Below are 19,495 nucleotides of genomic sequence, written 5' to 3'. Positions count from 1 at the left end.
GCTGTGTCGGCATGTCGCGGGTGTCGAATAACTTTTCTGACAGAATTAATCGGTTACCCCTTACATTTGGTCTTCAATATAGTAATTGACTAAACAACTTGGGAATAGGCCGACGAGGCATGACCCAGGGACTAGCGACATTCACGAGGATGGAAATCACATGAAAACCAAAGTCTTCACTACTGTAATCGCCGCGAGCCTTGCCACCACTGCCGTTGCTGACGGTGTGGTCAACCTATACTCGTCCCGCCACTACGACACTGATGAGCGCCTCTACTCTGATTTTGAGGAAGCCACAGGTATCACCATCAATCGCATCGAAGGTAAAGCGGACGAACTGATCGCCCGTATCCAGGCCGAAGGCGCAAACTCCCCTGCAGACGTGCTGATCACCGTCGACACCTCCCGCCTTGAGCGTGCGAAGGATGCAGGTGTTCTGCAGTCCATCGACAGCAATGTTCTCGAAGAGCGCATCCCCGCCAACCTGCAAGACAGCGACAACCAGTGGTTCGGCTTCTCGCAGCGCGCGCGCATCGTGTTTTATGACAAAGCAGACGTGACCAACCCGCCCGCAACCTACATGGATCTGGCGAAGCCCGAATACAAAGGTATGGTCTGCCACCGTTCGTCCTCCAACGTCTATTCGCAGACGCTGCTGTCCGCGATCATCGAGAACCACGGTGAAGAAGAAGCCCGTAAATGGGCAGAAGGCATCGTCGCGAACTTTGCCCGTGACCCACAGGGTGGTGACACCGACCAGCTGCGCGGCCTGATCTCCGGCGAATGCGATGTGTCGATCGCCAACACCTACTATTTCGCCCGTGCCCTGCGCAAAGATGTCAAAGGTCTCTCCGCTGACATCGAAAAAATCGGCGTGGTCTTCCCGGCACAGGACGCGGAAGGCGCGCATATGAACCTTTCGGGCGCGGGTGTCGCAGCAAACGCCCCGAACCGTGAAAATGCAATCAAGTTCCTCGAGTATCTCGCGTCCGATCAGGCACAGCAGTACTTCTCCGGCGGTAATGATGAATTCCCGGCCGTTCCGGGCGTCAGCAAGTCTGAAAGCGTGGCAAAGCTCGGCGAGTTCAAAGCGGATGAAGTCGACCTGTCCAAAGTGGCCAAAAACGTCCCAACCGCACAGAAGATCTTTAACGAGGTTGGCTGGGAGTAATTCTCTCCGGCACTCGACCAGAGGGGCGCAGTCTTGGCTGCGCCCTTTTTCTTTGCGCTCAATCCCTTGGCAGGGGGCTGACCAACCTTCGAATCCACCGGAGATTCGCCACGGTTTCACGGATTTTCCAAACTGGAGCCGCCAAAACATGCGCAAAACAGCATAACAAAAAATTGAACCGTCGCACAATTTTCGTGCAAAATCAGAGGCCAAGCCTCGCATGGGTATACCTGACAGGTATCCCGCCCAAGGTTTGTCTGGACCGGTCACTTCCCACGACCTATAGAGTTGCGCCAAGCAAGACGAAGAGTTTGCAATCTCACACAATGGGGAGCTCGGCTGACATGCCGTTTGCGTTGCATTTTATGCGCGAGGGCACGGCCTGATGCGCATTCCGGTTACAATCATCAGCGGATATCTCGGCGCGGGAAAAACCACGCTGATCAACTCCCTTCTTGGCGAGGACCACGGGCTGCGCCTGTCGGTCCTGATCAACGACTTCGGCAGTATCAACATCGACGCCGCGCTGATCGCGGATGAAAGCGTCGATAGCGTCGCTCTCACCAATGGATGCGTCTGCTGTTCGCTCGGGGATGATCTAGCCGTGAGCGTCAATGACGTGCTGTCCCGCACACCGCAGCCAGATCACATCCTGATAGAGGCAAGCGGCATCGCTGAACCCGTGACCATTGCCAATGCGCTGTTGAGTGACAGCCGCCTGAGCTATGCTGGCATCGTGACGGTTGTGGACGGGTCAAACTTCGCCGCACTGATGGATGACCCGCTGCTCAAGCCGCAAGTGTCGCAACAAATCCGGGCGGCTGATCTGGTCTTGATCAGCAAGCAGGATGAGGCCCCAAACGATGCTTTGGTTGCTGAACTGAGCGCGCTGGGTGCCCGCACACCAACCCGCACCGCTGACATTGAACTGTCACGCCTGCTGTTTGACATCACCCCGCTGCCGCGCGGCAAAAGCCTTGTTTCGCATCCGGGATATGTAAGCTGGCAGCACCGCAGCACCGAAATCATCGACCGTCGCGCATTGGGCGACAAACTCGCCGAACGGCCTGAGGGGCTCTATCGGATGAAGGGGTTTGTGCTGACCTCTGGCGGCGCCTATGAGCTTCATATCGTGGGCCGCCATGTCGAAGCCCGCCGCTGCGATGCGGAGGAGACGGTGCTCGTTGCGCTTGGACCAGCGCAACGGGTCAGCCACGCCCAAATCGAGGCTTGGTGGGCCGGTAGCTGAGGCTCCGCTCAGCTGCGGCGCCGAACCTGACGGCAAACCAAGACCACCGGCAACAGACCGACAGCCATAATCACGAGGGACGGCACTGCGGCCCCCTCCAGCCGTTCATCCGCGGCCAGTCGATGCGCCTGCACCGCAAGGGTGTCGAAATTGAACGGGCGCATAATCAAGGTTGCTGGCAGTTCTTTCATCACATCGACAAAAACAATCAACAACGCCGTCAGCAGGCTTGGTGTCAGGATCGGCAGGTGAACGCGGCGCAGCATGCCCAGCGGGCTTTGCCCGAGCGAGCGCGCGGCGGCGTCCATATTGGCATGTACCGTGGCCTGCCCGCCCTCATACGCACCAAGCGCCGCCGCCATAAACCGCACCATATACGCGACCACCAAGAGCCAGATTGACCCTGTCACCAGCAACCCGGTGCGCAGACCAAAATTGGCTTGCATCCATGCATCCAGAGCATTGTCGAATGCGGCGAAGGGCACCATCAGACCAACCGCAATCACGCCACCCGGCACGGCATAGCCAAGGCGAGAGATATTGGCCGCTGTGCTCGACACCCGCCCCGGCTGCAAACGCTGATAGAACCCAAGGCTCACAGCCGCGAGCAACGTCACAAGCGCGGCCGTGCTGGCAAGCGTCAGAGAGTTGGTGATAAACGCAATATAGCGACGGCTCAGAAGGTTCTGCTCAGAGTTCAGCCCCATCAATGTGAGGCTCACCAGCGGTACAAGAAACCCAAACACAACCGGCAATGCACAGAGGATTATCGCCCCGGTGGCCTTCGTGCCCGATAGTGTCGCAGGTGGCAGCGCAGCCTGCTGCTTGCCCGCGTGATGATAGCGCGCACGCCCCCGGCTAAGTCGCTCTGCCACCGCAAGCAACAATGCAAAACCGAGAAGGCACAGCGCCAGTTGCGCAGCCCCCGCACGATCCGCGAGAGAAAACCAGCTTGTGTAGATACCGGTGGCAAAGGTCTGCACCCCGAAATAGGCGACCGTGCCGTAATCTGCGATGGTTTCCATCACCGTGAGCAAAACGCCCGATGCCACAGCAGGCCGCGCCATCGGCAGGCTGACACGCCAAAACGCGCGCCACGAACTGTCCCCCAATGCGCGCGCTGCCAAGAACGCAGAAGAGCTTTGTTGCAGGAATGCGGCGCGCGCCAGCAAATAGACGTAAGGGTAAAGGACCAGAACCAACATCAGCGCAGCCCCGCCAAGCGACCGGATTTCCGGGAACCAATAGTCACGCGGTCCCCAGCCTGTCACCTCGCGCAATGTTGTCTGCACAACGCCGGGATGATCCAGCAAAAAGGTATAGCCATAAGCCAGAACATAAGCTGGAAACGCCAGCGGCAGCACCAAGGCCACCTCAAAGAACCGCCCCCCCGGAAAGCGGGTCATCGTCACCAGCCATGCGGCCCCTACCCCGATGGAGAATGTGCCCAGCGACACCAGCAACACCAGATAGATCGTCGTGCGCGCATATCGCGGTAGCACAGTTTGCCCGAGATGAGTGATGGTATCCACGCCACCTGTCATCGCAGCGATCGCAACGGCGGCCATCGGCAGCAAACAGGCAAGAGCGACACACCACGCCACCACCTGAAACCTGCGCGCGCCTTTGACGCGGGCAGAGGGTCTGCGACGGGTCACTGGCACTTGGGTTTGGCTTGCTTGCGTCATTCATCCTGCCTTCAAACAGAGTCGGCCCTGTTTCAAGCATTTTTGTCGGAAATTCCAGCGCGAAACCGCCGCTGCGACGGCATGTCGGCAACGGCGGCTCCTATCGCTGTACCGGAGAAACCTCGTCAGTCGTAGCTGCGCTGGTCCTCGATCACCAAGCCATCTTTGGGCAGCGTACCCGGTGCCACAATGTCCACGCTGCCCTTCAGCTTCAGCACATCCACAACGGATCGGGCAAAGGTGATCTCATCGCCACCATTGGCCTCGATGCGAACGGTCATTACATCCATCTCGCCACTGCGCGATGCGACCACGCGGGCTTTGACGATCTCGTCGTGTTTGTCGACCAGTGCGGCCACCTGCTCGGGGCGCACAAACATGCCCTTGATCTTGGTGGTCTGGTCCGCGCGACCCATCCAGCCCTTGATGCGCATATTGGTGCGGCCACAGGGACTCTGACCTGGCATGACCGCGCTCATATCGCCGGTGGCAAAACGGATCAGTGGATAGTCCCGGTTCAGCGTCGTGACCACAACTTCGCCCACCTCGCCCGGTGCAACCGGGGTGCCGGTGCCGGGGGTGACGATTTCGACGATGACCTGCTCATCTACAATCATGCCCTCCATGGCGGCGCTCTCATAGGCGATATTGCCCAGATCCGCCGTAGCATAGCATTGCAGGCAGGAAATGCCGCGATCCGCATAGTCCTGACGCAGGCTTGGGAACAATGCGCCCCCCCCAACCGCCGCCTTCTTGAAGCCCAGCTCGACGCCCATGGCCTCTGCCTTATCCAGGATCACCTTGAGATAATCCGGCGTTCCGGCATAGGTCGTCGCCCCAACATCGCGCGCCGCCGTGACCTGCAATTCCGTCTGACCCGTACCAGCAGGCAGAACAGAAGCCCCCACCGTGCGGGCACCATTTTCAAAGATCATCCCAGCCGGGGTCAGGTGATAGCCAAAGCAGTTTTGCACCACATCGCCCGGCCCCACGCCCGCCGCATGCAAAAAACGCCCCATGCGCCACCAGTCATGATCGACGCCACCGGGTTCGTAAATCGGCCCCGGAGATTGGAAGATATGGGCAAAACCATGTGCGGGTTTTACGGTAAACCCACCAAAGGGCGGCTGTGCGGCCTGCGCCGCGCTCAAATCCGCTTTGCGCAGAACAGGCAATGATGCCAGCGCCTCCACTGAGGTGATCTTTGCCGGGTCTACATCCGCGAGCAGGGCGGCAAAACCACGAGCGGATTTGGCCCGTGCGATCTGTTCCGGCAAAAGCGTCGCCAGATCTGCGGCGCGTTCTTCGGCACTGCGGGTTTCCAGTTTATCAAAAAAGGTCATCTCGTCCCTCCCCGCCTTAGCTCAACCACCTTTTGCGACGGCGATAGGAACGCACATCGCGGAAACTTTTGCGGCCTTCTTCGGACATACCAAGGTAAAATTCTTTTACATCAGGGTTTTCACGCAAATCTGCTGCAGGGCCGTCCATCACCACGCGCCCGGATTCCAGAATGTAACCATAGTGAGCATAGCGTAATGCCACGTTGGTATTCTGCTCAGCCAGCAGGAAGGTCACGCCTTCGTTTTCATTGATGGATTTCACAATCTCAAAGATCTGTTCCACCAACTGTGGTGCCAGACCCATGGAGGGCTCATCCAGCAGGATCGTTTCCGGACGGCTCATCAGGGCGCGCCCCATGGCCACCATCTGCTGCTCCCCACCGGAGGTGTAGCCAGCCTGACTTTTGCGACGTTCCTTCAGGCGCGGAAAGTAGGTGTAGACCATCTCAAGATCTTCTTGGATCTTGGCGTTGCTATCGCCGCGTGTATAGGCACCCGTCAGGAGGTTCTCCTCGACTGTCAGATGCTCAAAGCAATGGCGGCCTTCCATCACCTGAATAACGCCGGTCTTTACCAGCTCTGCAGGATCCTGCTCGTGGACATCCTTACCACGATAGCGCACGGAGCCTTTGGTCACCTCGCCGCGTTCGGAATGAAGCAGGTTGGAAATCGCCTTTAGTGTCGTGGTCTTGCCCGCCCCATTGCCACCGAGCAACGCGGTGATGCCGCCTTTGGGCACATTCAGGCTGACACCTTTCAGCACAAGAATCACGTGATTGTAGATCACCTCGATATTGTTGACCTCAAGCAGTGTTTCCGCCTGCACGTCTGTGGAGTTGGCCGTATCCAGCATCTCGACAGCTATCCTTTCGCCAGCGTCCGCTCGGGACGGATCAGATGTGGTCGATTCCGCCACATCGGGTAAATCTCTTGATCCGCGCCGGAGCCGAAGCCCCGGCGCGAGGGGCGCTTAGTTGCAGCGCTCTTCGATGTTGTTCTCAGCCGCGTAGGATGCAGAATCCTCTGCCACCAACGTTCCGATCACCTCGCGGTCCGTCGGGTTAAAGCCCGAGATCAGAGACCACGTCTGCGTGTCGGCGTCCCACTGGGTCACACCCACCAGACCGGGGCCACCGTGGTTTTCACAGCTGACGTTGAAGGCCGGGCCAAAGTTCGCCATGCCAAGGGCGTCCATCTTCTCGGCTGTGATGGAGAGCGCTTCCATCCCGTCGCGCATCATGGACGCGTCGATCTCGGCGGTGCCGTGGATTTCCTGCGCGGTTTTGGCAGCTTCGACCGCCAGCATCGCTGCATACATACCGCGGTTATAGGCAACCTTGCCAACCTGATCGCCGGCACCTGCCGCGAGACCTTTGTCGACGACATATTTGCGCATGTCATCAAACACCGGGAAGTCATCGCCCACGTTGTGGAAGGTCACGGCCTTGTAGCCATCCGCCTTGGCCCCTGCGGGGATCACATCGTGATCCGAACCAGACCACCAGACGCCGATGAAGTTTTCCATCGGGAAGCGGATGTTGGCGGCTTCTTGAATAGCCACCTGGTTCATCACACCCCAACCCCACATCACGACGTAATCGGGGCGATCACGGCGGATCTGCAACCACTGCGATTTCTGCTCTTGGCCTGGATGGTCAACCGGCAGCAGGCTCAACTCAAAACCATGCTTTTTGCCCAGCTCTTCCAGCGTGCGGATCGGTTCCTTGCCATAAGCAGAGTTGTGATAGACCAGCGCAATTTTCTTGCCGTTGAGGTCGCCTGCGTTTTCTTCCAGCAGGTGATTGATCACACCGGACGCGCCGTCCCAATAGTTGGCCGGATAGTTGAAGACGTTGGAGAACACCTTGCCGTTGGCGGCTGAGGTGCGACCGTAGCCCATGGTGTGAAGCGGGATGCCATCTGCGGTCACTTTAGGGATCAACTGGTAAGTAATCCCTGTGGAGAGCGGCTGATAAATCAGTGCCCCTTCACCCTTGGTGGATTCATAGCATTCCACCCCCTTTTCGGTGTTGTAGCCAGTTTCACATTCGATCACGCGCGCCTTGACGCCCCCGATGCCACCGTCGCGCTCATTCACAAGGGTGAAATAGTCGTTATAGCCATCAGAGAACGGAATGCCGCCCGCTGCATAGGGGCCGGTGCGGTAGCTCAGGTCCGGGAATACCAGATCGGCCATTGCGGGGCTTGCTGCAATCAGCGCACTCAGCGCCACGCTCGTCAGTTTCAGTTTCATCGGGTGTCATCCTCCCTGAATTTTTCCGATGTTTTTGTAGTTCGGGGCCGACCTCCTCTTGCCGCCCCCGGCGAATGTCTTGTGGTCCTGCTCGCTAGTGCGGGAACGGCCAGAGACGCAGTTTTTCTTTGGCAACGCGCCACAGTTGCGCAAGGCCATGCGGCTCAAGGATCAGGAACGTGATGATCAGCGCGCCAACAATCACCAGCTGGAAATGCGCCACGATATCTGTGGGCCAGCCCAGCCAGTCGACGCCCACGACCTTGAGGATCACCGGCAGCAGCACCAGGAATGCAGCCCCCGCAAAAGAGCCAAAGATCGACCCCAATCCGCCGATGATGACCATGAACAGCACGAGGAACGATTTGTTGATGCCAAAGGCCTCACCGACCTCGACCGCCCCGAGATAGACCGAGAAGAACAGCGCCCCGGAGATGCCGACAAAGAAGCCCGAGACCGCAAAGGCTGTCATTTTTGCCTTCAGAGGGTTCACGCCGATGATTTCAGCCGCAATGTCCATGTCGCGAATTGCCATCCACGTGCGCCCTTGGGTGCCCCGTGTCAGATTGCGAGCCATAATGGCGCAGAACGTCAGGAAAATCAGACAGAACATATAGGTCGCCCAAGCCGGTGCATTGGGGCCGGTAATGATGATGCCAAACACGTCCCGTTCCGGTGCGTTGATCTGACCAGAGGCCGAGTAGTTGTAGAACCACGGCACCCGGTTGAAGAGCCAGACCAGAAAGAACTGAGCCGCCAAGGTTGCCACCGCAAGGTAAAAGCCCTTGATGCGCAAGCTGGGCAACCCAAACAGCACGCAGACCAATCCGGTGATTCCCCCCGCCAGCAACACGTGGATGAACATGGACACCTCGGGAAAGGCCGTCATCAGCTTATAGCAAGCGTAAGCGCCCACCGCCATGAAGCCCCCGGTGCCCAGCGAGACCTGCCCGCAGTAACCAACAAGGATGTTCAGCCCGATCGCCGCAATCGCGTAGATCAGGAAGGGCAACAGGATCGCATTGACCCAGTAGTCATTGACCAGAAACGGCACCACACCAAAGGCCACGGCCAGCACCGCATAATAGCGGTAGCGGTCGAATTTGATCGGAAAGGTCTGGCTGTCCTCGACATAGGAGAGTTTGAAATCCCCGGCTTCACGGTAGAACATGGCTCAGAGGCTCCCTTCTTTGAATTTATCGTTCTGCATCAGACCTCTCCCCAGTTGGACTGTGCCTCATCCCGCTGACCGCGGGTCATGCGGTTAGAGGGTTTCGCGTAGCCTTTGCGCTCTGAAATCCGCACAAGTTTCAGATAGGCGAAGAGCCCACCAAACAAACCCAGAGCCGCCAACAGAGTCGCGACGGTGATCTGCCCGGTGGAGTACCCCTCACCCGTCAGCGCGAGGTAGCCAAAGGCCCAGAACCCGGACCAAGCGATGACGTTCAGCACAGCGATCAGCTTGCTCATGACAGGGCCTCCGCGTTAACCATTTCGTCAGGTTTCCGCGTTTCGCCACATTTTGCCCCAATCTCACCAGCACGTTGCGCGTGGGAAAAGTGAGTGGGTAATATGACCGTAATGCTGGAGAGACTCCGGCAGCTGGATGCTGCACGGAAACGAGGTGACCTGACCGATGCGCAATATGCCGATGCCCGGTCAAAGCTATTGTCGATGGTCGAAGATGCCGAGGTAGAACCCGCCGGACCGCGTGCGCGCGGCCCTGCTGCCGTGAAAGCGGCGCGTCCAAGGCCACGCCCGGCCGCAACCTCCTCCGCGCGCCGCGCTGCACCGATGGTGGCTCCGCAGTCGGATCCTGCCGAGAGCCATGACATGTCGTTCTTCTGGGGGCTCATTCTCGTGGGGCTCTGCGCCGCAGGCTTGATGACCTTCCTCATCGGACGGCTGATTGGGGATATCACCATTGCATTGACGCTCGCGGTCACGGTTTTTGCCGCCGTGGTCATCGCCGCCTTCCAGCGGATGCAGAACTGAGTCTGCACACCGCCGGAGGAGGGGAGGATATGCGCCTCAAACCCGTTCAATGATCTTCTCGCCAAAGAGGCCCTGTGGGCGGAACACGAGGAAAATCAGCGCCAGCACATAGGCAAACCAGTTCTCGGTGGCACCGCCCACCATCGGGCCGATGAGGAACTCAAAGAGTTTCTCGCCCACGCCGATGATCAGCCCGCCCACAATGGCCCCGGGGATCGAGGTGAAACCACCCAGCATCAGCACTGGCAGGGCCTTGAGCGCGATCAGCGACAGCGAGAACTGCACGCCAGATTTTGTGCCCCACATGATGCCGGCAACCAGCGCGACAAATCCCGCAACCGACCAGACCAGCACCCAGATAAAGTTCAGCGAAATCCCCACCGACAGAGCCGCCTGGTGATCATCCGCCACCGCTCGCATGGCCCGGCCTTGCTTGGTGTACTGGCTGAACAACACGAGGCCCGTGACCAGAAGCGCTGCAATGACCGTCGCCACGATATCGAGATTGTCGATAAAGAAACCGTAGCCGAAGATCCCAAAGGTCGTCTCGTCAATCCAGAGGTTGATCCCTTGTGGCAGGCCCACGTCAAGCGTCTTGATCTCGGACCCCCACATCAGATCCGCCACACCTTCGAGGAAATAGGCAAGCCCGATGGTGGCCATAAAGAGGATGATCGGCTCTTGGCCCACGAGGTGTTTCATCACGAGGACCTGCACCAGCCACGCCAACAGAACCATCACCGCAACGGTCATCAGGATTGCCACGAATGAGGGAACCGTCCAGCCAAAATGGGTGATATGGCCGCCAAAGACCGCGTTGATCACATGCGAAAACGGCACCTGCCCCTGCATGATCCCCACAAGCGTCATGGCCGCAAACAGCGCCATCACGCCTTGGGCGTAGTTGAAGATGCCAGAGGCCTTGTAGATCAGGACGAAGCCCAGCGCGACCAGCGCATAGAGCACCCCGGCCATCAGCCCGTTCAGCGTCACTTCCATGGCAAAGATCAGTTGATCAGGCATGGTCCGCCTCCTTGTTCATTGCAATTGTGCAGGCGATATCAGTCATGAGACACCCCCAGATAGGCGTCGATGACGTCCTGGTTGTTGCGCACTTCATCCGGTGTGCCATCGCCAATCTTCTTGCCGTAATCCATCACCACCACCCGATCAGACAGGTCCATGACCACGCCCATATCGTGCTCAATCAGGGCAATGGTGGTGCCAAACTCGTCGTTCACATCGAGAATAAAGCGGGACATGTCCTCTTTTTCCTCGACATTCATGCCGGCCATCGGCTCGTCCAGCAGCAACAGCTTCGGCTCGGCCGCCAAGGCGCGGGCCAGTTCGACGCGTTTCTTCAGACCGTAGGGGAGACGCGCGACGGGCGTTTTGCGGATCGCCTGAATTTCAAGAAAGTCGATGATCTTTTCCACGACTTCGCGGTTCTCGACCTCTTCTTTCTCGGCGCGGCCCTTCCAGAAGGCCTGCTGGAACATGCCCGCCTTCATGTAGTTCAACCGCCCCGTCATCACGTTGTCGAGCACGCTCATACCATCAAACAGCGCGATATTCTGGAACGTGCGGGCAATCCCCTGCCGGGCCACCTCATAAGGCTTCATCGGCGGGCGTTTGGCGCCGTGAAACCAGACCTCACCCTCTTGCGGCACGTAAAAACCCGAAATCACGTTCAGCATCGAAGATTTCCCGGCACCGTTCGGGCCAATGATCGCGCGGATTTCCCCTTCGCGGATGTCAAAGGAGATATCCTTGATCGCCACCACACCGCCAAACCGCAGGGTGATGTTCTTCATCTCCATGACCACGCCGCCAATGGTGCGGCCATCTTCGGTCACATAGCTTTCGGCAGCATCAAGCATGGGCCACTCCTTTGGAATTTCGCGCCAGACGGGACGGCGGGCGGGGCGATGTGCAGCTTGCCTGCACGAGCGTCGTCAAAGCCGTCATTCCGCTGCCACCTGCTGCATCATGGGTGATTGCACCTTCGCATCCACACAGGTCAGCGTCGCACTGATCGCGCCTTTGCGACCGTCTTCATAGGTGACCTCGGTCCGGGTCGAGATCTGCTCGGAGCCATCATAAAGCGCGGCAATAATGTCGGCGAACTTCTCCTCGACGATGCGACGGCGCACTTTGCGGGTCCGCGTCATCTCACCGTCATCTGCATCCAGTTCCTTGTGCAGCACCACAAAGCGATGCACCTGACAGCCTGACAGCATCTCATCCTGCGCCACCGAGGCATTCACCGCCTCCACATGGTTCCGGATCGTCTCCAGCACGCGCGGATGACCGGCCAGCTCCTGATAGGAGGCATAGGCGATGTTGTTGCGCTCTGCCCAGTTGCCCACCGCCGTGAGGTCGATGTTGATGAAGGCTACACAGCGGTCGCGACCATTGCCAAACAGCACTGCCTCGAGAATATCCGGATAGAACTTCAGCTTGTTCTCGACGTATTTCGGCGCAAACATCGCGCCGCTGGCCATTTTGCCAACGTCCTTGGCCCGGTCGATGATCCGCAGATGGCCGGAACTTTCCTCGATAAAGCCCGCATCGCCCGTGGCGACCCACCCCTCGGCGTCCTTGGTCGAGGCGGTGGATTCCGCGTTCTTGTAGTATTCGACAAACGTACCCGGCGAGCGGTAGTGGATCTCGCCCTTGTCGTCGATCTTGATCTCCACATCCGGCGCAGGCACGCCGACGGTATCGGCACGCACTTCGCCATCGGGCTGCACGGTAATGAACACCGTGGCCTCTGTCTGACCATAAAGCTGTTTGAGGTTGATCCCCAGCGAGCGGTAGAAATCAAAAATCTCCGGCCCGATCGCCTCCCCCGCCGTGTAGCCGACACGGATACGGCCATAGCCAAGCGTATCTTTCAAGGGACCGTAGACCAAGAGATCGCCAAGGCGATACTTCAGCCGGTCCATCATGCCGACGGGTTTGCCATCCAGGATCAGACCGCCGACTTTCTTGGCATGGGCCAGGAAGTGATGAAACATCTTCTGCTTCAGCTTGCCCGCATCTTCCATGCGGATCATCACATTGGTGAGCTGACCCTCAAACACCCGCGGCGGCGCAAAGAAATAGGTGGGACCGATCTCGCGCAGATCGGTCATCATGGTGTCTTCGCTCTCGGGGCAATTGACGCAGAACCCGCACCAGTAGGACTGTCCCAGCGAAAAGATGAAATCCCCCACCCATGCCATCGGCAGATAGGACAGGATGTCTTCTTTCTCGGTGAGCTTGTCGAACATGCTCACGTTCTTGGCGCTCTCGACAACATTGCGATTGGAGAGCACCACGCCCTTGGGCCGCCCGGTGGTGCCCGACGTATAGAGCATCACGCAGATGGAATCATAAGTGAGCTTGGCTTTGCGCGCCGCCAGATCATCGCTGAACTCATCGCGCGCGGCACGTCCTTGTTCCTGCACGTGGCTATATTGATGCAACTGGTGATGATCGTATTTGCGCAGGCCCTTCGGGTCCACGTAGATCATATGTTTGAGGTTGGTCAGCTGGTCCTTGACCTCGATGACCTTGTCGACCTGCTCCTGATCGCCGGCGATCACATAGGCCGCACCACAGTGATCCAGCACATAGGCCATCTCTTCCGCGCTGGAGTCCTGATAGACAGGCACCGGCACCGCGCCAACACTTTGCGCCGCAACCATCGACCAATAGAGCGAAGGCCGGTTACGCCCGATAATGGCGATAAAATCCCCCTCAGCCACGCCGAGGTTCAACAGACCCAGTGCAAGCGCCTCGATTTCCTCGGCGGTTTGCTTCCAGGTCCAGCTTTGCCAGATGCCAAACTCCTTTTCCCGGTAGGCCGGGCGGTTGGCATGAACAGTTGCGTTTCTCTCCAGCAGGGCCGGAACAGACATAAGCTGCCCGGCGCCAGACGATGTCTGCGCAGCGGTCTGAGACACGTATTTACTCCTCCCATATCCGGTCCTCCCCGACCGGATTGATCGCTTCTCCCACAGGTGCGGCGTGCGATCCTTATGTCCGCATTAGGACTGTACCTTTGTAACAAAGCAAGTTTTTCGCGATGATTTCTGAAACCTATCGAATTGTAACAAGGTCGCGAAAATGCGACGCTGGGGCCGAGCCAACCGGCGCAAGAAGCCGCTTTGCCAATGCGGCGCAAGCTGCTAGCCCATACGTGGGGAGCTTAAATGAAACAAACCACCGCACAGCGAATGGCGATGATTGACGCCGGACTCAACCTGATTGCGCAGGCGATGTCGATCTATGACAGTGATTTGCGTCTCGCGGCCTGCAACCATCGTTTTCAGGAAATGTTCTCTCTGCCCCCCGAATTGATCAAGGTCGGTGCCACCTTCAGGGACACCATCCGCTTCATTGCGGAGCAGGGCGATTACGGCCCTATTGATGACATCGAGTCCTTCGTGCAACTGCGTGTCGATCAGGCCCGCGCCTTTGTGCCCCATTATGTCGAACGCCAGCGCGCCAATGGGCATGTGATTTCGATCGAGGGCGCGCCACTGCCGCAGGGCGGCTGGGTCACCGTTTACACTGACATCACCCGCACCAAACGGGTCGAGGAATTGCTGCGCGCCCGGTCCGAAGAACTCTCGGATCAGGTGATGAGCTACACCGAAGAGCTTTCGGCCACCAACCGCAAGCTGGCCGCGACTATCACCACGCTGGAGGAAACCAAGCGTCAGCTCACCCAGACTGAGGCCCGCACGCGCCTGACCACCGAAATGATGCCCGCGCATATCGCCCATGTGGACCCGGAGGGATATTACACTTTCACCAACGGACGTCTGAACAAGGTGTTTCCCGGGCGCCCCTCCGATATTCTTGGCGAACATATTGCCGACGCCCTGGGGCCAGCCGCATATGGCCGCATCGCCCCGCATCTGGACGCCGCCTATCAGGGCGAAAGCCCGGTGTTTGAGTTCACGGAGGATCACGACAGCCGCCGCCTGCGGGTGGCCTTTACGCCCGACAATGAGGGCGGTGTCTTTATCTTGTCGATGGACGTGACCGAGGAAACCCAGACCCGTGTCGCACTGCAACAGGCCCGCAAACGCGAGATTGCAGCACAGATGACCAGCGGTCTGGCGCATGATTTCTCCAATCTGCTGACCATTATCCTCGGTATGCAGACCCGTCTGGCCCGCATTTCCCTGCCCGAAGGTGCAGGCGAGCTGGTTGAGGCCACGCTATCGGCTGCGCGGCGTGGGGGGCGTCTGCTGGACCGAATGGCGGAGATGACAAGTCACCGGGGATTGCGCCCGCAAGCCACTGATTTGCACGCGCTTCTGGAGGAGATGAAAATCCTCGCCACGCCCTCACTGCCACAGGGCATTGGCCTCAGCGTGCTGGACAATACCGGCGAAGGGCGGTTCCTTCTGGATCCGGGCCGGTTGCAGGATGCGCTTTTGAACCTGATCCTGAATGCCCGTGACGCCTGCGGCACCAGTGGACAAATCACTGTTGCCGCTCATTTGGTCGGGCAGACATGGATTGAGTTTTCCGTCAGCGACACCGGCCCGGGGTTTTCCACGCAAGCCTTGGAAAACGCGCTCAATCCGTTTTTCACCACCAAAGGTCAGGAAGGCTCGGGCCTCGGGCTGTCGATGGTCTATGACATGGTGAAATCCGCCGGGGGTGACATTCGCATCAGCAACACAGTGTCAGGTGCCATGGTCACCTTGCGCCTGCCGCACCGCCCAGCGCCCATGGCAGCGGGCGGCATTGCCCTGTTGGTGGAGGACAGCGACGCGCTCCGGGCGACCTACCGGCAAGTGTTGATGGACCTTGGATATTCGGTGATTGAGGCCACCAGCGTGGACGAGGCGGTCGCGCTACTGGCCGATGTGGAGGGGATCGCGCTGATCCTGTCGGACATTAAACTTGAGGGCGAGGCCACTGGTGTCGATCTCTGTGCGCGGCTCGGGCCAGACGCGCCGCCCGTCGTGTTGATGACCTCCCTGCCCCACACGGACCCGCTTTACCGTGCGGCATTGGCCTCTGCGCCGCTGTTGCCCAAACCCTTTGAAAGCTCCCATCTGATGGCGCTCCTGCAACAGAAGGCCGACCATGCGTGATGCCAATCAATCCCCGCTCGTGACGATCCTCGATGATGAGCCCGAGATCCGCCAACTGCTGACCGAGACACTGGAAGATGCGGGCTATCGCACGCAAAGCTTTTCTCGCGCTCGCGATTTCGAGGCGGCGCTCAAACGGGTGACGCCGGATGTCTGTCTGGTGGATCTGTCACTGCCCGACACCGACGGGCTGGCTTTGGTTCATCGGCTGGCGCTGGAACAGGGCGCCAGCGTCATCATCATATCGGGCCGGGCGCAGGTGCAGGATCGGGTGACAGGGCTGGAGCTGGGGGCGGATGATTACATCACCAAGCCATTTGACCCCGCCGAGGTCGTCGCGCGCATTCGGGTGCGCCTGCGCGACACGCCGCGTGGTGGTCAAACGCCATCCGGGGATCGCGCACAGTTCTCAGGCTGGACTGCACATTTCGACCGCTACGCGCTTGAGGATGAGAACGGGGGCGAGACCGCCTTTTCCCACGCTGAAGGCGAGGTGCTCAGGCTGTTTCTGGAAAGCCCAAAGCGGCTGATCTCGCGCGCACAGATGATGGAACGCTTGGGCGGAGGCGCGGGCGACAGTTTCGACCGCGCCATGGATGTGCGGGTCTCGCGCCTGCGCACAAAATTGCGCGAGGACCCCAAAAACCCGCGCCTCATCAAAACCATCTATGGCGCAGGCTATATTTTTCTGGGCGATGTCAGCTGGAGCTGATCACTTATTGGGGAGACGGATACCCTGATCGCGAGGGGACGCTCCCGCCCCTGCAGGTGCCTTGCCTGCGGCAAAACCCCTTGGCAGCGTTGGGCCGACCGCTTGCCCTGCCGGGCAAGCGGTCACGCCGCGCCTTTGGCGCGGCGCCGGGCCCAACGGGAGCGGAGGAGATTTCTCCTCTGGCGACGGGCGGGAGGGGCCCCGCCTCTTGCAGCGGTGATTCGCGTGGCGTAAAAAGACAATATGACCACCTGTCTGCTCTATAACCATGCGCAAACCCGCCCCGCCCGGTTCTACCGGATCGAATTGGCGATGAACCTCTTTGACGAGGTCTCGCTCTTGCGGGAGTGGGGCATCAAAGGGGGCAAGGGGTGCTCAACAATCAACATCTTCGGCAATCTGCGCGAGGCCTCCGTCGCGGCAGACCGCCATCGTCGCCGGATGTTGAAACGCGGCTATGACCGCGCCTGAGCGCCACAGTTTCGATTGCCCGCATCCGGCGCATTGCTCACCGCGCGCTCACACCCAATGCAGTTTGACCCTTTTAACCCGGACGCCCCTCCCCTAGTACTTCTGCAACAGGATCGAAGGGGCGCGCATGTCAGAGATAACGCTGGTCCGCCACGGCCAGGCCAATACCGGAGCACGGGATGAAGCCAGCTACGACAAGCTGAGCGCCCTTGGTCATCAGCAGGCCCAATGGCTGGGTAACTATCTGCGCGACTGCAAGGACAACTACGCCCGCATCTATTGCGGCACCCTGACCCGGCACGAAGAAACCGCCCGCGCCATGGGCTTTGATGCGGGGCAATTGATCCGCGACCCCCGCCTCAACGAGATGGAATATTTCACCCTCGCCCGGAGGATGGAAGCCCAGCACGGCCTGCCGATCCCGCAAGAACGCGAGGGATTTGTCGCCCATCTCCCACAGGTTTTTGCCGCGTGGGAGGCCGACAAGATCGGCGCCCCGCCAGAAAGCTGGCGTGACTTTGAATCCCGGACCAAAGCCGCACTCGCGGAGATCGCAGAAGGTGAAGGCCCCGCATTGGTGGTCACATCAGGCGGGCTGATCTCCATGGTGATGCGCCAGTGTCTGGGGCTCGATACGGCAGCAACCGCGCGTATGGCGCTGGCGATCATGAACACCTCGTTGCACCGTTTGCACAATATCGGTGGAACCTATGCGCCGGTCCTCTTTAATGCGGTGCCGCATCTGGAAGCGCCGGACCGGCAATACGCGCGCACCCACCTCTGAGATCCCCGCACAGGAGACAGCCATGCAACTTTACTACGCGCCCCACACCATCTCCATTGCGGTCGCCATTGCGCTTGAAGAGGCCGGCCTCGCCTATGAGGCCATCAAGATCGATTTTGCCGAAAAACAGCAAACGACCAAAGCCTATCATCAGATCAACCCGAAGGGCCGCGTGCCGGCTTTGGTGGTCGAAGGCGGCATCCTCACAGAGACCGGTGCGCTGTTGGAGTATATTGCCGATCTGGCCCCTGATGCCGGATTGCGCCCCACCGATCCGGTCCGAGTAGCCCGCATGCGCGAGGTGATGTTCTATCTTGCCTCCACCATGCATGTGAACCATGCCCACAAACTGCGCGGCGCGCGATGGGCCTCCAATCCCGCCTCGTTCAAGGACATGACCCGCAAGGTGCCCGAAACGATGGCTGCCTCCTGCGAGTACATCTGCAACCACGGCCTACGCGGCCCGTTTGTTCTGGGTGACTCGCTGAGCCTCGCCGATTGCTACCTCTACGTGATCAGCACCTGGCTGGAAGGCGACGGGGTCAAGCTTGCGGGCTTTCCAAAACTCCAGGCCTTTATGGAGGCAATGGAAGCACGCGACAGCGTCAAAGCTGTGCGCGCCAAAGATATGCTTTGAAGGACAAGACTATGACACATCTCTGGGTCCGGGCCGAACAACGCCCGAACGAGGATCGCGTGGGGCTGACGCCTGCGGGGTCGAAAGCCCTGTTGGACGCAGGCATTCGCGTCACCGTCGAAGATAGCCGCAGCCGCGCCATCCCGCTGCAAGGCTACATCGACGCGGGCTGCGAGATTGCGGCAGAAAACTCCTGGCCCGATGCGCCGCGCGACGCGATCATCTTTGGCCTGAAAGAACTGCCCGAAGATGGCACCCCCCTGCCCCATCGCCACATCATGTTCGGCCATGCCTTCAAGGGCCAGCATTCCGGCAAGGAGCTTTTGCGACGGTTCCGCGAGGGTGGCGGGACGCTGTATGATCTGGAATATCTTGTGGACGAGACCGGACGCCGGGTTGCCGCCTTTGGCTATTGGGCGGGCTATGCGGGGGCTGCCGTGACACTCAAAGCTTGGGCTGCGCAACAACGCGGTGAAGTCTGTGGCCCGGTTGGTGTCTACAAAAACAAGGACGCTCTGCTTTCTGATCTGGGAGAGGAGCTGGATGCATCCGGCGCTGATCGTCCCACAGCCATTGTCATCGGAGCCTTGGGGCGCGTGGGCACTGGCGCGGCGGACCTCTGCGAGGCGATGGGCGTCACAGTCACCAAATGGGATATGAATGAGACCGCCAGCGGCGGGCCGTTTCCCGAGATCCTCAACCACGATCTGTTCCTGAACTGCATTTTCGCCCGCCCCGGCACGCCCGTTTTTGTGCCGCAAGACGCGCTTCAGGCCGACCGCAAACTGACCGCAATTGGTGATGTGGCCTGCGATCCTGACAGCGACTACAATCCGGTTCCGGTCTACTCCCGTGCCACCACATGGGACGCACCTGTGCTGCGTGTTGCCAACGCCCCAGTGCTGGATGTGATGGCCATCGACAACCTGCCCTCGATGCTGCCCGCCGAGAGCTCCGAGGATTATGCAGACCAGCTGCTGGCCAGCCTCTTGACCCTGTCCGATCTGGATGCGGGTGTCTGGGGCCGAGCCAAGGCAGTCTTTGACGAACATGTGGCGGGCTAACCAGCCTGCCCGGACGAAGGAGA

Annotated in this window: 18 protein-coding genes; 9 read left to right on the top strand and 9 right to left on the bottom strand. The window is 59.4% G+C overall.

Going from position 1 to position 19,495, the window contains the following annotated elements; translation table 11 throughout:
• Positions 1–160: 160 nt before the first annotated feature.
• Together K529_RS00690 and K529_RS00685 are read left to right on the top strand one after the other, a co-directional pair.
• The gene (locus K529_RS00690; protein WP_005648632.1) at positions 161–1,171 is read left to right on the top strand and encodes a Fe(3+) ABC transporter substrate-binding protein; all 1,011 of its coding nucleotides are present in this window, start codon (positions 161–163) and stop codon (positions 1,169–1,171) included.
• A 385-nt stretch (positions 1,172–1,556) separates the two neighbouring features.
• Complete coding sequence (locus K529_RS00685; protein WP_005648630.1) at positions 1,557–2,420, top strand: CobW family GTP-binding protein; 864 nt, start codon at positions 1,557–1,559, stop codon at positions 2,418–2,420.
• A gap of 8 nt (positions 2,421–2,428) precedes the next feature.
• On the opposite strand, the gene K529_RS00680 is transcribed toward K529_RS00685, so the two are convergent.
• The 6 genes from K529_RS00680 to K529_RS00655 all read right to left on the bottom strand — a co-directional run bounded on the left by K529_RS00680 (position 2,429) and on the right by K529_RS00655 (position 9,175).
• The gene (locus K529_RS00680; RefSeq protein ID WP_110590740.1) at positions 2,429–4,108 is read right to left on the bottom strand and encodes an ABC transporter permease; all 1,680 of its coding nucleotides are present in this window, start codon (positions 4,106–4,108) and stop codon (positions 2,429–2,431) included.
• A 125-nt stretch (positions 4,109–4,233) separates the two neighbouring features.
• Positions 4,234–5,451 carry a phenylacetate--CoA ligase family protein gene (locus K529_RS00675; protein WP_005625517.1) on the bottom strand — a complete coding sequence of 406 codons (1,218 nt, stop codon included), beginning with the start codon at positions 5,449–5,451 and terminating at the stop codon, positions 4,234–4,236.
• Positions 5,452–5,467: 16 nt separating this feature from the next.
• Positions 5,468–6,304 carry an ABC transporter ATP-binding protein gene (locus K529_RS00670; RefSeq protein WP_005625520.1) on the bottom strand — a complete coding sequence of 279 codons (837 nt, stop codon included), beginning with the start codon at positions 6,302–6,304 and terminating at the stop codon, positions 5,468–5,470.
• 117 nt (positions 6,305–6,421) lie between these two features.
• Positions 6,422–7,705 carry an ABC transporter substrate-binding protein gene (locus tag K529_RS00665; protein WP_005625522.1) on the bottom strand — a complete coding sequence of 428 codons (1,284 nt, stop codon included), beginning with the start codon at positions 7,703–7,705 and terminating at the stop codon, positions 6,422–6,424.
• A 94-nt stretch (positions 7,706–7,799) separates the two neighbouring features.
• On the bottom strand, positions 7,800–8,876 hold the full coding sequence (locus K529_RS00660; protein WP_005625524.1) for a branched-chain amino acid ABC transporter permease: 1,077 nt from the start codon (positions 8,874–8,876) through the stop codon (positions 7,800–7,802).
• Between the two features lie 38 nt (positions 8,877–8,914).
• Entirely contained in the window at positions 8,915–9,175 is a 261-nt protein-coding gene (locus K529_RS00655; protein WP_005625525.1) for a hypothetical protein, read from the bottom strand.
• A 102-nt stretch (positions 9,176–9,277) separates the two neighbouring features.
• On the opposite strand from K529_RS00655, the gene K529_RS00650 reads away from it, so the two are divergent.
• A complete protein-coding gene (locus K529_RS00650; RefSeq protein ID WP_046002202.1) occupies positions 9,278–9,700 on the top strand; it encodes an SHOCT domain-containing protein in 423 nt (140 codons plus the stop codon).
• Between the two features lie 36 nt (positions 9,701–9,736).
• Here the strand turns inward: K529_RS00650 and K529_RS00645 are convergent, their stop codons facing one another.
• The 3 genes from K529_RS00645 to K529_RS00635 all read right to left on the bottom strand — a co-directional run bounded on the left by K529_RS00645 (position 9,737) and on the right by K529_RS00635 (position 13,605).
• Complete coding sequence (locus K529_RS00645; protein WP_009178274.1) at positions 9,737–10,723, bottom strand: branched-chain amino acid ABC transporter permease; 987 nt, start codon at positions 10,721–10,723, stop codon at positions 9,737–9,739.
• A 38-nt stretch (positions 10,724–10,761) separates the two neighbouring features.
• Positions 10,762–11,580 carry an ABC transporter ATP-binding protein gene (locus tag K529_RS00640; protein ID WP_005659446.1) on the bottom strand — a complete coding sequence of 273 codons (819 nt, stop codon included), beginning with the start codon at positions 11,578–11,580 and terminating at the stop codon, positions 10,762–10,764.
• Between the two features lie 84 nt (positions 11,581–11,664).
• The gene (locus K529_RS00635) at positions 11,665–13,605 is read right to left on the bottom strand and encodes an AMP-binding protein (protein WP_046002201.1); all 1,941 of its coding nucleotides are present in this window, start codon (positions 13,603–13,605) and stop codon (positions 11,665–11,667) included.
• A gap of 294 nt (positions 13,606–13,899) precedes the next feature.
• On the opposite strand from K529_RS00635, the gene K529_RS00630 reads away from it, so the two are divergent.
• From K529_RS00630 to K529_RS00605, 6 genes are all read left to right on the top strand, one after another.
• Positions 13,900–15,804: a hybrid sensor histidine kinase/response regulator gene (locus K529_RS00630; protein ID WP_005645555.1), complete on the top strand. Its 1,905-nt coding sequence runs from the start codon at positions 13,900–13,902 to the stop codon at positions 15,802–15,804.
• Positions 15,797–16,516 (top strand): response regulator transcription factor, encoded by a 720-nt coding sequence (locus K529_RS00625; protein WP_046002200.1) that lies wholly within the window; start codon positions 15,797–15,799, stop codon positions 16,514–16,516. The genes K529_RS00630 and K529_RS00625 overlap by 8 nt, the downstream gene beginning before the upstream one ends.
• Before the next feature lie 243 nt (positions 16,517–16,759).
• Positions 16,760–16,987, top strand: coding sequence for a WGR domain-containing protein (locus K529_RS00620; RefSeq protein ID WP_005636740.1), 228 nt, complete (start codon positions 16,760–16,762; stop codon positions 16,985–16,987).
• Between the two features lie 127 nt (positions 16,988–17,114).
• On the top strand, positions 17,115–17,771 hold the full coding sequence (locus K529_RS00615) for a histidine phosphatase family protein (protein WP_005636743.1): 657 nt from the start codon (positions 17,115–17,117) through the stop codon (positions 17,769–17,771).
• 22 nt (positions 17,772–17,793) lie between these two features.
• On the top strand, positions 17,794–18,408 hold the full coding sequence (locus K529_RS00610) for a glutathione S-transferase family protein (RefSeq protein ID WP_005636745.1): 615 nt from the start codon (positions 17,794–17,796) through the stop codon (positions 18,406–18,408).
• Positions 18,409–18,419: 11 nt separating this feature from the next.
• Positions 18,420–19,472, top strand: a complete 1,053-nt coding sequence (locus K529_RS00605) for a saccharopine dehydrogenase (RefSeq protein WP_005636747.1) — start codon at positions 18,420–18,422, stop codon at positions 19,470–19,472.
• Positions 19,473–19,495 lie beyond the last annotated feature (23 nt).

The sequence above is a fragment of the Tritonibacter mobilis F1926 genome (genome assembly GCF_000376545.2).
Classification (GTDB): domain Bacteria; phylum Pseudomonadota; class Alphaproteobacteria; order Rhodobacterales; family Rhodobacteraceae; genus Epibacterium; species Epibacterium mobile.
Note: the sequence above shows the minus strand (reverse complement) of the source record. Positions and strands in the feature narration are given on the sequence as shown.